Consider the following 10,895-nt stretch of genomic DNA (forward strand, 5'->3'; position numbering starts at 1 on the left):
CGGGACCGGCCGTGCAAGAAAAGACGCCCCTCGGTTGCGAGGGGCGTCTTTCGTCGTGCGTGCTGCAACGAGTGGTCGCGCAGGGACTCGAACCCCGGACCTCTGGTATGTGAGACCAGCGCTCTAACCAGCTGAGCTACGCGACCGGAACCGCCCGCACGCCGCGGCGTGCGAGGGACCGGAACGATAACGGGTCGAGGGAGGCGTCGGTAGTGGTGCGGGGGCGCGCGGCCGCACGCCCCCGCACGCGAGCGCACGCGTGCGCTCGCGCCGCCGTTCGGGCTGGCGTGCGGGGCGGGCGCGGCGCGCGCGATGGGCGCGATGGGGCGCGATGGGGCGCGATGGGGCGCGATGGGGCACGGCATCGATGGGCCCTCTGGGGCTCGAACCCAGGACCGACGGATTATGAGGAAGGCGGGAACGGGGGCTGCCCGCGACAAGCGGCCCGACGTCTTCCGGCCGAAGAGTGCCCGAAGCACGGAGCGATCTGATGCGGTCGGGCGCAGCGAGCCCACCACGCGCCCCACCACCGCGGGGCTGCGTCGTCGGATCATCCAGGAGGTGACGCGCCGTCGCGCGAAGGCGGCCCGATGAGCGGCGCCACCTCCCCGAATGGCGCCCAGCTCAGCACCTGGCGTCAGCGCGGACGCGATGCCGCGGCGCAGCGCCGTGAGCACCGGCAGGCGCGACACGCGCGTCGCCTCGAGACCTGGTACCAGTGGGCCCGCGGCTTCGTCCGCTCCGGACGTCGCTTCCAGGCGACGCACACCACGCATCGCGATCGCGCGCAGCTCTGCGCCGCGCACGGCGTGCCGAACACCGGCCGCCAGTGGCGGAAGCTCCGGAAGGCGCTCGCGCGCCAGGGACGGGCGTCATGAGCGGCGCCGGCGTCCTGTGGATCCCGGCGGGCCTGCTGCTCGGCGCGCTCGCCATGCTCGGGCTCTCGGTGCGTCAGCTCAGCCGGGAGGACCGCGCGCGCGCGCGTGGCCTCGAGGCCGCATTCCGGCGCCCCGACGTGCGGGAGGGCGCGCCCCATGCGTGACCCCATGACCTGGGTGCTCGGGCTCGGCCTGCTCTGGGTCGGGGGCTGTGTCGTCGTCGGCGCCGTGATCGTGGGCTGCGAGCTCGCCAGCATCGCGACGGCGGTCCGCGAGATCCACCTCGAGGATGCAACAGCGGCGTCCGACGACGGGGAGGCCTGGAAGCATGCCTGAGGTCGTGACGCAGGGATCGATGACGATGGTGTGCCGCGTCACGCGCTGGCAGGTCGTGACGCGGCACGCGGAACTGGTCGGCGGGGCGCTCAAGGACGAGGGCCAAGCGCGCGCCGAGGCCGCACTCTACGACCGCTCGAACCCGCACTGCGCGCCGCATCAGGCCGTGCGACTCACCGGAACCGTCGAGGTGCCGTGTGACTGACCTCCTGTTGCACCTGCTGGTCTACGCCTTCGCCGTCGGGCCGAGGCGCGTCGACCGCTGGATGCACGCGCGCTACCTGCGCTCCACGCACGGGGGGTATCGCGCATGACGGGTGAGCTCATCGTGGACAGCTTTGCGGGCGGTGGCGGTGCGTCGCTCGGGATCGAAATGGCGCTGGGGCGATCGCCGGACATCGCGATCAACCACGACGCCGAAGCGATCGCCCTGCATGCGCTGAACCACCCGACGACGCGCCACTACCAGGAGGACGTGTGGCGCGTGGATCCGGCCGAGGCGAGACGCGGCCAGCCGGTGGGGCTCATGTGGCTCTCGCCGGACTGCAAGCATTTCTCCAAGGCCAAAGGCGGGAAGCCGGTGAGCAAGCGGGTGCGCGGCCTCGCGTGGGTCGCCGTGCGGTGGGCGGCGGCCGTCAGGCCGCGCGTGATCATGATGGAGAACGTCGAGGAGTTCCGGGACTGGGGGCCGGTGCTGGTCGAGACCGGGCGACCCTGTCCCGTGCGCAAGGGGCAGACCTTTCGCGCCTTCGTCGGTCGGTTGCGGCGCATCGGCTACGCGGTCGAGTGGCGCGAGCTGCGGGCCTGTGACTACGGCGCGCCGACGCGGCGGAAGCGGCTCTTCCTCGTCGCGCGGCGCGACGGCCAGCCGATCGTGTGGCCCGCGCCGACGCATGGGAAGGGGTGCGCACATCCGTGGCGCACGGCCGCCGAGTGCATCGACTGGTCGATCCCGGTGCCGTCGATCTTCGAGCGCGCGCGCCCGCTCGCTGAGTCGACGCTCCGGCGGATCGCGGCCGGGATGCGGCGGTACGTGCTCGAGACCAGGACGCCGTTCATCGTGCCGCTGACGCACCACGGCGACCGGCGCGTGCATGGTCTGGAGGAGCCCCTCCCGACCGTCACGGGCGCGCACCGCGGCGAGCTCGCACTCGTCGCGCCGACGCTCATCCAGACCGGCTACGGGGAGCGGGCGGGGCAGGCGCCGCGCGCGTTGGATCTCGGTGCGCCGTTAGGCACGGCCGTGGCGGGCGGGGTGAAGCACGCGCTCGTCATGGCGTTCCTCGCGAAGCACCAGAGCGAGCGGCACGCGGGCGAGGTGCAGGCCGCCTCGCTGTTCGATCCCGTGCCGACCGTGAAGACCCGCGACAGCAACGCGCTCGTCACCGCGACGCTCACGCCGCACGACGGCGGGGACCGGCGCGAGCAGGTGCGCGCGTTCCTCGTCGCGTACTACGGGAGTGAGCGGGACGGGCAGGACCTGTTCAGCCCCCTCCGCACGGTGACGAGCAGGGACCGGCTCGGACTTGTGACCGTGCACGGCGCGGACTACGCGATCGCCGACATCGGGATGCGGATGCTCACCCCGCGCGAGCTGTACCGGGCGCAGGGGTTCCCGGACTCCTACCGCATCGATGCGATGCACGACGGGCGCCCCCTCACCAAGACGGCGCAGGTGCGCATGGTTGGCAACAGCGTGTGTCCTCCCGTTGCGGCGGCGATTGTGGCCGCGCAGTTCGACGTCGATGTCGCGAGCCTGCCGTGCCAACCTTTCTCGCGTTCGGTCGCCTGATGCCGCGCATTCGCTCGATCAAGCCGGAGATGTTCTCGGACGAGAAGCTGGCGCCGCTGCCTGTGATCACGCGCTTCGTCTTCGTGGGCCTCATCGCCATGGCCGACGACGCCGGACGGCTGCTCGACAACCTCAAGATCATCGACGCGTTCCTCTTCCCCGAAACGTCGGAGACGGCTCGACGAAGCCTCGACGAACTGTCGTCGAAGGGCCTCATTCGGCGCGGGACGACGGCCTCGGGGCAGAAGATCGTCGAGATCGTGAACTGGCGGAAACATCAGCGGATCGACCGCGCAAATCTCTCGCGCTCGCTCCCGGAGATCGTGACAGAAGCTCAAGCCATGCCGTCACTTACGGAGATTCGACGAAGCTTCGACGAATCGTCGTCGAACGATCGGCGAAACGTCGACGAGGCATTCGACGAAGCCTCGTCGACTGATAGGGAGGGGGAGGGGGAGAGGGAGAGGGAGAGGGAGAAGGAGAAGGAGCAGGAGCAGGAGCAACAGCCGCGCGCGGGCGCGCGCGTGATGGCGGCTGCTGCGGCTGCCCCACCGTCAACGCACGAGCAGCTGACTGCCGATGCGCTGACGCTGACAATCGCCGCCAACCAGGCGATCGCCGTGCGTTTCGGCGAGCAGCCCTCGCCGATCATCGCGACGCACGGTACGTCGCACGCGGTGGCGACGGCGCTGCGAGCGGCGGGCATCCCGGCCGCCTTCGGCGCTGACGTCATCGCGGACGTCGTGGCGCGGACGCAGTTCAAGCGCCCCCCGCGCTCGCTGGGGTACTTCCGCGCGGCGATCGAGGAGGCGTGGGACGCGCAGCAGGCGCATGCCCAGGCGCGCTCGGCGGCGCGCGAGACGAGTGGGGCGCCGAACGTCAGAACCGCCGTGGGCGAGTACGCCCCGGACGTGATCCGCCGGCGGGCCGAGTGGTGGGAGCGGCTGTGCTTCGACCGGGGCTGGAACCACGAGTCGTCGCTCGCACGTGAGGGGCTGCTGTACTCGCTCGAGGCGTGCGGCGACGTCCGCGATCGTGCCGGGTTCCTCGCCGAGTGGCAGGTCCTCAAGCCGCACGTCGACGCGGACCTGTACCGCGAGCGCACCCGGGGCGCCGTCGTCGCGTTCTTCGCCGAGGTGCTCGCGGCGGCCGTGCCGCCCGGCGCGGGCCCCGCGGCCGCATCGGCGCCCGCGCGCGTGGCGGCGGAGGCCGCGTCATGACGGCGCCCGCGCGTCCGCGCCACGACCGGCGCCCGCCGCACGACGAGACGGCGGAGCAAGCCGTGCTCAGCGCCATGATGCTCGACCGCGCCGCCATCGCGGTGGCGCGCGAGCAGCTGATCCCCGAATGCTTCTACCGCGAGGCGCATCGCCGCGTGTACCAGGCGATCCTCGCGCTCGAGGAGCGCGGGGCGGCGCCGGATCCGGTGTCGCTCGCCGACGAGCTGCGCCGCCGCGAGGAACTCCACGCCGTGGGCGGCGTCGACTACGTCGCCCAGCTGCTGGACGCGGTCCCCACGGCGGCCAACATCGCGCATCACGCCGCGATCGTGCGGCAGCACGCGCAGCGCCGACTGGTCATCGCGCAGGCGCAGGCCGCGATCGAGGCGCTCTACCAGGGACTCGACCCGGCCACGGTGGCGAAGGCGCTCTCGGCGGACGTGCTCCCCATGGCCGTCGACGACGCGGCAGGCCTGGGCTACCAGCGCATCGACCCGTTCGCGGTGCTGGACGAGATCGAGGCCCGGATGCGCGGCGACGCGCTGGCGTATCCGAGCGGCATCGCGCCGGTCGACGCGCAGACGCACGGCTTCCGCCCGGGCGAGCTCATAATCCTCGGTGGCGTGCCGAAGGCCGGGAAGAGCCTGGTGGCGCACAACCTCGCGGCCCACGCGGCGTCGTTAGGGCATCCGGTGGGGATCGTGTCGGCCGAGATGAGCGCCGCGCAGGTGACGGAGCGGCTCCTCAGCGCGCTCTCCGGGGTGCCGCTGCATGTCTCGGCGAGCGGCCGCTTGCAGGCGTGGCAGATCGAGAAGTTGACGACGGCGGCGGCGCGCCTGGCGAAGCTCCCGCTGTACATCGACGACGCGGCCTCGCCGTCGCTGGACGATGTGCTGGCGCGCGCCGTGGCGCTCAAGGCGCAGCATTCCCGGCTCGGCGTGATCGTCGTCGACTTCCTGCAGCTGGTGCGCTTCCCGCTCAAGGGGCGGCGCGGGGACGAGGAGCTGACGTCGATCGCGTACGCCCTCAAGGGGCTGGCGAAGCGGACGAAGACGGCGGTCGTGGCGCCGGCGCAGCTGAACTACAAGGACATCGAGAAGCGCCCGGACAAGCGTCCGCAGCTGCAAGACCTCGCGGGCTCGTCGGGCATGCTGCAGGCGGCGGATTTCGTGGCGCTGCTGTATCGCGAGGCGATGTACTGGAAGGATCGGCCGGACATCCTGGAGCTGGACTTCCGCGCCTGCCGGCGGACGGCGCCGTTCGCGGTGAGTGTGTGGTGGAACGGGGGCACGATGTCGCTCACGGCACAGGGCACGGCGGGTGAGGCGGCGCCCGCGCAGCACGCGTTGGGCTTCTGACACTTACGGGGGAGACGATGACGGAGAGGATGACGGAGACAACGACGGCGGGCGCGCCGCTGTACTGGCGCTGCTACACCCACGACTGGCGCCCGCCCGTGCAGGGCGGCGATCCCGTGTGCACCGGCGCGCTGCCCGTGACGCTGCCGCCGGTGCGGCTGGACCGGAGCGACGCCGACTGCGCGCCGGGCTATCACGCGTGCCTCCGGCCCGGCGCCGCGCTCCGGCTCGGCGGACTGTGGCCCGACGGGCGGCCGTCGCGGCTCGTGGCCTGCACGCTCAGCGCGGACGCGGTGACGCGCGGGGACAAGACGCGTGCCTCGGGGCTCACGATCGTGCGGGAGGCGACGGCGGACGAGTGGCAGGCGGCGCTCGGGGACCTGCACGCGCCGTTTGGGGCGCACGCGGAGGCGCTGGTCGGCGAGGTCGAGGCGTGGCGCACGGCGCTGGCGCGGCCTCGGCGCGATGAGGCGGCGGTGGCGCAGCACCTGCGGGTCGCCCTCGCGGCGCGCGGGCTGGCGGGGTGGAGACTCCAGCGCTGCGATACCGCGTCGGACGCGAGGGCCGCGTCGGACGCGAGGGCCGCGTCGGACGCGTGGGACGCGTGGGACGCGAGGGCCGCGTCGGACGCGTGGGACGCGTGGGACGCGTGGGCCGCGTCGGACGCGTGGGACGCGAGGGCCGNGGGCCGCGTCGGACGCGTGGGACGCGAGGGCCGCGTGGGACGCGTGGGACGCGAGGGCCGCGCTCGTGCTCTGGACCGCCGTGCGGTGCTACGGGCTCACGGGCTACGACGCGGCGCACCTGACGGCGGGACTGCGGGACGCGTACGCGTGCGGCCTGGGCGTGGCGGTGCCGGTGGCGGAGGGGGTCCTGGGGTGGGCGATGGACGACGAACCGGAGGTGCGCGATGACGCCTGACGAGCGGGCCGCACGCCTGCACCTGACGGACGCCGCCGAGTCGTTGCGCGTGGCGAGCGAGCGGCTGTGCGATTGGCTGGAGGCGACGGGGCAGGACGTGGCGGGAAACGGCCACGTGGCGAGTGCGGACGAGGCAGCGGGATCATTCCGTGAAGCGCCGACCGCGCCTGTCTCGTCGTCGCCGCCCCCGATCCCGCTGGGCGCGGTGGTCGGGTACCATGAGTGGACCGGCGACGCATGGGCGCATCGCCTCGTCCACGCGCCCAATGGCGAGGCAAGGTGCGTGAGTCCAGACGACGACCTCCATTTCGCCCTCACCGCCCTCTACCACGCGCGGCGGGAGGCGGAGGAGGCTGTTGCCGCCGCGCTGGCCGCGCACGAGGAGACGCGGGACTGGCGCACGCGCCTCGAATGGGCGCGCGACGCCGTGCAAAGCATCGACAGCGTGCTCGGCGACGCGAAGCTCCCGAACGTGGCGGAACACGGCGGAGACCTCGTCGTCCATGTGCGCGGCGTTGTGGAGACGTTGCGGGACGCCGAGCGCGAGCGCGACGAGGCGCGGCGGGAGCTGGCGGAGAAGGAACAGCAGATGGCCGATGCGCTTGCACCGTTCGGCTACGAGTTCATGGACCCACCGGACGGCGGCGATGTGCCGTTCGGCGTGCAGATAGCGCGCATGGGGTCCGCGCTGGTGGAGGCGCGGCGGGAGCTGGCGGCTGAACGCACGCCGCGAACCGAGACGCCAGACGTGGACACGCAGCGATTCATCGTCGCCGAGTGGTTGCGCGGCGGCGGCGTCCCCGATGCGAAGTTGACCCCGTCGCTCTGGTGGTGCGCGCAACGCGGCGGGCTGACGTTTGCCCCGCCGAGTGCAAACCCCCTGGGCTTCGTGGGCGGCCGCGCGGGCGGCGATAGCACGGGGACGCCGTGGAACGCGGCGGGGCTAGGCGTTCGAGCGCCGAACAGCGAGGGGGCGACCATGCCCTCGCCCGCCCCTGCGTCCGCGCCGCGCCGGTGGTGGGTCGCGCTGGCGATGGACGGCACGCCGCTGGCCGTGATGTCGCACGTCCCGACGCCAGAGGAATGGCAGCCGATGTGGCAGCGCGTCGTCCCCGTCCTCGAGGCGCGGGTGACGCGGGAGATGGTGGACAGGGTGGAGGGCATCGTGCGCACGGCCCGTGGGACCAACCGCACGTCTGAGCATTGGGCGTATGAGATCGTTCGCGCGCTCGGCCTGACGGTGGAGGAGTGATGCGCGAGACCTACCAGCTATCCCTGCTTGGCGATCCGCCGCAGAAGGGCAAGCCGTATCGCCCGACGTTCTGGCAATTCCGCTGGGCGGGCATCCCGTGGCCAGCGACGGACGAGGAACAGCGCCAGATGCGGCTAATGCAAGCGGACACGCAACCGACCACGGTGGAGGACGACCATGCCTAACGCGGAGGGGAGGATGGAGGAGACGGTGACCCACCACGTTATGCTGCGCGTCTGGATCGGCTCAGGCGACGGCCCCGACTACGCACGCCGCGCGCTCGCCGCGCAGGAGGGCACGCGATGAAGGCGCTCAGCGTGCAACAGCCGTGGGCGTGGCTCATCGTCAACGGCCACAAGGACATCGAGAACAGAGACTGGTGGACAAAGAGACGCGGGGAGCGTGTGCTGATCCACGCGGGCAGGAAGTTCGACGACGAGGGCCTCGCGTGGGTGCGGCAGCAGTTCCCGCACATCGCGTTGCCCCCGACGTTCGAGAGCGGCGGCATCGTCGGCGAAGTGACAGTGACCGGATGTGTCACGCAGTCCGCGTCGCCGTGGTTCGTGGGACGCTATGGGTTCACGCTGGCCAATGCGACACCCGTGCCGTTCTACCCCGTGCGCGGGCAACTCGGCTTTTTCGACGTGCCAGAGTACAGGCAGGAGGGCACGCGATGAAACAGGGACTGGTCGCGCTCCGCGAGCGCGAGTGGGCAGAGGCCGTGCTCCGGCGCGAGTCCGCTGAGCGGTACGAGCACGAGCGCCGCGCCCTGCTGGTGCGGGCGTGCAGGGAGGCGCGCGAGGCGCAGGGGATCGGGCTGCGCGACATGGGACGGCGGATCGGCTGTTCGGCGTCGATGCTCAGCAACATCGAGCGGTCGCGGCGGTGGAGCGAGTGGATCGTGACGGCGTACATCAGCGAGGTGGCAGCCACGGAGGGCACGCGATGAGTACGGATTTTCGACCAGAGACGCCCGAGATCAAGGAGGACGGCGTGACGTACGTGCGAGCCAGCGACGGCTCGTGCTGGTGCGTGCGTAACGATTACGCAGGGTTCGTGGTGCCTCTGAATCGACAGACGAGCCGGCGGCTGGAGCGGAAATGGCACAAGATGCTAATCCAACAGGAGGGGACGCGATGACGACGCCATTCGGCGGCTTCGTGCTGACGGGGTGGGTCTGCCCGCAGTGCGGGGCAGTCAACAGCCCCTCGGTGCCGCAGTGCCCGTGCGTGCGCGCGCGCCAGCAGCACGTGACGGCGACGGGCACGACGCGGTGCAACCACTGCTTCCTCCACGACGCGGGCGAGACGCGCTGCGTCCTCTGTGGCCAGCGCGAGGAGGGCACGCGATGAGCGAGACGGTGGCGCGATACGGGTTCGTGTTCGACAGGGAGAGTGAGAACTTCATGCTCATTGAGCAGCACAGCGGGAAGTACGTGCTCTACACCGACTACGCCGCCCTCGCGCAACAGCTCGCGGACGTGGCGTACCTGGAGGCGTGGGCACAGGGCCACCCGGATCGCGAACTGTCGCGCTGGGGGTTGGGCGTGTGCGTGCGCGACGAGCGAGACGCGATGTACAAGGCCGACTCCCTCCCCGCCCTCGGCGCCCTGCTGCGGCAGCGGGAGGTGGGGCGATGACGAGCGACGCACTGCTGGAACGGCTATGGCAGGCGCGTACCGAGCGTGCGGCGCGTCGCCGCGAGTGGGTGGCGATCTGTACGGCGGCGAGCGAGACGTACGGTGAGTGTGACCGCAGGCGGAACAGTAGCGACGGCTACGGGGATCGGTGCCACGACAGTCGGCACTTGGACCGCGCACAATGGTGCCAGCGGTGCTCCACCCCGCACGATGCGTGGATCGCCTATCGCAAGGCATCAATCGCTGCGGCAGTCGCGCTACGCAAAGCGTGTTCGGCCGGGCGTAAACTTTCGACCGCCACAGAGCCGGAGCCCCGATGACCCCGCCTAACGCCACCCCCACCCGCGCCGACGTGCTGCGGGAGCCTAACGACCTCGCCGCGCTCGCGGAGGCGTGCGAACGGGTCACGGCATACGCGAATGCGGAGTGCTCGTGTCAACCCTGCGAGGATGCCCGTCTGCTCCGCGCCCACGCCCGCGCCCTCCGCGAAGGGCGCGTCACCGTCAACGAGGGAGGCCCCGATGCCTGAGATCACGCGGGAGGAGGCGAAGCAAGCGATAGCCGGGTGGATCGAGCACCACGTCTTCGCGCGAGACGCCTTCACGGGACACGAGAAGTTCCACGCTCGCTACGAGGCCATACTCCGCCTCGCCCTCGCGGCGCTGGAGGATGCGGAGCGGTGGGCACCGAAGCCCCGCGAGCGATACGTGCGGGTGGCGGACGAACTGGTCGCGCAGCTGCGCGCCGCGCCCAGCGCACCCGTCACGCTCGAGATCCGCGACGCGCCGGACGGGACGCTGATGCTCATCGCCACCACCAGCGAAAGCGGGCCGTGGCGCGAGGAGCATGCGTGGCTCACCGAGTTGTACGAGTTGTCGCGCTTACGGGATGCGGCCGAGCGACGTGGCGACCGACTCCAGGCGATCTGCATCCGGGGCATATGGCGTGAGCGACTCTACCAACTCGAGTACAGGCGGCGTGCGGCCGGGCTGGAACGCGGCGCGGCCTTGCCGTCCCCGTCGTCGCCCCCGTCACCATCCCCCGAGGAAGTCTGAGGCATCCGATGGCGCATACCGTCCGCCGCACCGGCATGGATCCCGACACCTACGCGCGCCCCGTGCACACCCGCGACCGCGCCGACCTCGGCCCCCTGTTCGCCGCCGTCGCCACGCCCGACGACAGCTATCGCGCCGAGCGCGACCGCTTGCGCCTCACCACTGCGCTCGGGCGGACCCTCGCCCTCATGCTCGACGGCCAGTGGCACACCATCGACGAACTCCGCGCGAAGGACGTCGGGGGCCACTCCGGCGATCGCCGCGGCCGCCAGCTGCGGTCCCTGGGCTTCACCGTCGAGCGCGAGCCCGACCCCCGAGCCGGTCCCAAGTCCGGCATCTGGCGCTATCGCCTCGTCCACGTCACGCCGGAGCTGATCCGCAATGCCGAGGAGAAGATCGCGGCGGGTCTCGGCCACGTGGGGGTGCGCTGATGCCGCGCAGGCG

The 10,895-nt window shown here is 71.7% G+C and carries 16 protein-coding genes and 1 tRNA gene; 16 read left to right on the top strand and 1 reads right to left on the bottom strand.

Features of this window, described 5'->3' with window-relative positions:
• Positions 1-72: 72 nt before the first annotated feature.
• A tRNA-Val gene (locus ABS52_16545) sits at positions 73-146 on the bottom strand.
• A gap of 444 nt (positions 147-590) precedes the next feature.
• Here ABS52_16545 and ABS52_16550 point away from each other — a divergent pair.
• The 16 genes from ABS52_16550 (at position 591) to ABS52_16625 (ending at position 10,882) form a co-directional block, all read left to right on the top strand.
• The gene (locus tag ABS52_16550; GenBank protein ID ODT01553.1) at positions 591-878 is read left to right on the top strand and encodes a hypothetical protein; all 288 of its coding nucleotides are present in this window, start codon (positions 591-593) and stop codon (positions 876-878) included.
• A gap of 156 nt (positions 879-1,034) precedes the next feature.
• Positions 1,035-1,214, top strand: coding sequence for a hypothetical protein (locus tag ABS52_16555; GenBank protein ODT01554.1), 180 nt, complete (start codon positions 1,035-1,037; stop codon positions 1,212-1,214).
• On the top strand, positions 1,207-1,419 hold the full coding sequence (locus ABS52_16560) for a hypothetical protein (protein ID ODT01555.1): 213 nt from the start codon (positions 1,207-1,209) through the stop codon (positions 1,417-1,419). Before ABS52_16555 ends, ABS52_16560 begins: the two co-directional genes overlap by 8 nt.
• 105 nt (positions 1,420-1,524) lie before the next feature.
• The gene (locus ABS52_16565) at positions 1,525-3,006 is read left to right on the top strand and encodes a DNA methyltransferase (GenBank protein ID ODT01556.1); all 1,482 of its coding nucleotides are present in this window, start codon (positions 1,525-1,527) and stop codon (positions 3,004-3,006) included.
• Complete coding sequence (locus ABS52_16570) at positions 3,006-4,226, top strand: hypothetical protein (GenBank protein ID ODT01557.1); 1,221 nt, start codon at positions 3,006-3,008, stop codon at positions 4,224-4,226. Before ABS52_16565 ends, ABS52_16570 begins: the two co-directional genes overlap by 1 nt.
• Positions 4,223-5,584, top strand: a complete 1,362-nt coding sequence (locus tag ABS52_16575) for a hypothetical protein (protein ID ODT01558.1) — start codon at positions 4,223-4,225, stop codon at positions 5,582-5,584. Before ABS52_16570 ends, ABS52_16575 begins: the two co-directional genes overlap by 4 nt.
• A gap of 17 nt (positions 5,585-5,601) precedes the next feature.
• Positions 5,602-6,498, top strand: a complete 897-nt coding sequence (locus ABS52_16580; GenBank protein ID ODT01559.1) for a hypothetical protein — start codon at positions 5,602-5,604, stop codon at positions 6,496-6,498.
• A complete protein-coding gene (locus ABS52_16585) occupies positions 6,495-7,757 on the top strand; it encodes a hypothetical protein (GenBank protein ID ODT01560.1) in 1,263 nt (420 codons plus the stop codon). The genes ABS52_16580 and ABS52_16585 overlap by 4 nt, the downstream gene beginning before the upstream one ends.
• A complete protein-coding gene (locus ABS52_16590) occupies positions 7,757-7,942 on the top strand; it encodes a hypothetical protein (protein ODT01561.1) in 186 nt (61 codons plus the stop codon). Before ABS52_16585 ends, ABS52_16590 begins: the two co-directional genes overlap by 1 nt.
• Positions 7,943-8,059: 117 nt before the next feature.
• Positions 8,060-8,434 (top strand): hypothetical protein, encoded by a 375-nt coding sequence (locus ABS52_16595; GenBank protein ODT01562.1) that lies wholly within the window; start codon positions 8,060-8,062, stop codon positions 8,432-8,434.
• Positions 8,431-8,706 carry a hypothetical protein gene (locus ABS52_16600; GenBank protein ID ODT01563.1) on the top strand — a complete coding sequence of 92 codons (276 nt, stop codon included), beginning with the start codon at positions 8,431-8,433 and terminating at the stop codon, positions 8,704-8,706. The genes ABS52_16595 and ABS52_16600 overlap by 4 nt, the downstream gene beginning before the upstream one ends.
• Positions 8,707-8,893: 187 nt before the next feature.
• A complete protein-coding gene (locus tag ABS52_16605; GenBank protein ID ODT01564.1) occupies positions 8,894-9,109 on the top strand; it encodes a hypothetical protein in 216 nt (71 codons plus the stop codon).
• A complete protein-coding gene (locus ABS52_16610; protein ID ODT01565.1) occupies positions 9,106-9,396 on the top strand; it encodes a hypothetical protein in 291 nt (96 codons plus the stop codon). Before ABS52_16605 ends, ABS52_16610 begins: the two co-directional genes overlap by 4 nt.
• A gap of 316 nt (positions 9,397-9,712) precedes the next feature.
• The gene (locus tag ABS52_16615) at positions 9,713-9,925 is read left to right on the top strand and encodes a hypothetical protein (GenBank protein ODT01566.1); all 213 of its coding nucleotides are present in this window, start codon (positions 9,713-9,715) and stop codon (positions 9,923-9,925) included.
• Complete coding sequence (locus tag ABS52_16620) at positions 9,918-10,451, top strand: hypothetical protein (GenBank protein ODT01567.1); 534 nt, start codon at positions 9,918-9,920, stop codon at positions 10,449-10,451. Before ABS52_16615 ends, ABS52_16620 begins: the two co-directional genes overlap by 8 nt.
• Before the next feature lie 8 nt (positions 10,452-10,459).
• Positions 10,460-10,882, top strand: a complete 423-nt coding sequence (locus ABS52_16625) for a hypothetical protein (GenBank protein ID ODT01568.1) — start codon at positions 10,460-10,462, stop codon at positions 10,880-10,882.
• Positions 10,883-10,895: the final 13 nt, after the last annotated feature.

It is taken from the genome of Gemmatimonadetes bacterium SCN 70-22 (assembly GCA_001724275.1).
GTDB lineage: Bacteria > Gemmatimonadota > Gemmatimonadetes > Gemmatimonadales > Gemmatimonadaceae > SCN-70-22.

Coding starts and splice junctions, on each gene's coding strand:
- ABS52_16605 (ODT01564.1), top strand. CDS start 8,894: ATGACGACGCCATTCGGCGGCTTCGTGCTGACGGGGTGGGTCTGCCCG.
- ABS52_16625 (ODT01568.1), top strand. CDS start 10,460: ATGGCGCATACCGTCCGCCGCACCGGCATGGATCCCGACACCTACGCG.
- ABS52_16555 (ODT01554.1), top strand. CDS start 1,035: ATGCGTGACCCCATGACCTGGGTGCTCGGGCTCGGCCTGCTCTGGGTC.
- ABS52_16610 (ODT01565.1), top strand. CDS start 9,106: ATGAGCGAGACGGTGGCGCGATACGGGTTCGTGTTCGACAGGGAGAGT.
- ABS52_16565 (ODT01556.1), top strand. CDS start 1,525: ATGACGGGTGAGCTCATCGTGGACAGCTTTGCGGGCGGTGGCGGTGCG.
- ABS52_16595 (ODT01562.1), top strand. CDS start 8,060: ATGAAGGCGCTCAGCGTGCAACAGCCGTGGGCGTGGCTCATCGTCAAC.
- ABS52_16560 (ODT01555.1), top strand. CDS start 1,207: ATGCCTGAGGTCGTGACGCAGGGATCGATGACGATGGTGTGCCGCGTC.
- ABS52_16620 (ODT01567.1), top strand. CDS start 9,918: ATGCCTGAGATCACGCGGGAGGAGGCGAAGCAAGCGATAGCCGGGTGG.
- ABS52_16585 (ODT01560.1), top strand. CDS start 6,495: ATGACGCCTGACGAGCGGGCCGCACGCCTGCACCTGACGGACGCCGCC.
- ABS52_16550 (ODT01553.1), top strand. CDS start 591: ATGAGCGGCGCCACCTCCCCGAATGGCGCCCAGCTCAGCACCTGGCGT.
- ABS52_16615 (ODT01566.1), top strand. CDS start 9,713: ATGACCCCGCCTAACGCCACCCCCACCCGCGCCGACGTGCTGCGGGAG.
- ABS52_16590 (ODT01561.1), top strand. CDS start 7,757: ATGCGCGAGACCTACCAGCTATCCCTGCTTGGCGATCCGCCGCAGAAG.
- ABS52_16600 (ODT01563.1), top strand. CDS start 8,431: ATGAAACAGGGACTGGTCGCGCTCCGCGAGCGCGAGTGGGCAGAGGCC.
- ABS52_16575 (ODT01558.1), top strand. CDS start 4,223: ATGACGGCGCCCGCGCGTCCGCGCCACGACCGGCGCCCGCCGCACGAC.
- ABS52_16570 (ODT01557.1), top strand. CDS start 3,006: ATGCCGCGCATTCGCTCGATCAAGCCGGAGATGTTCTCGGACGAGAAG.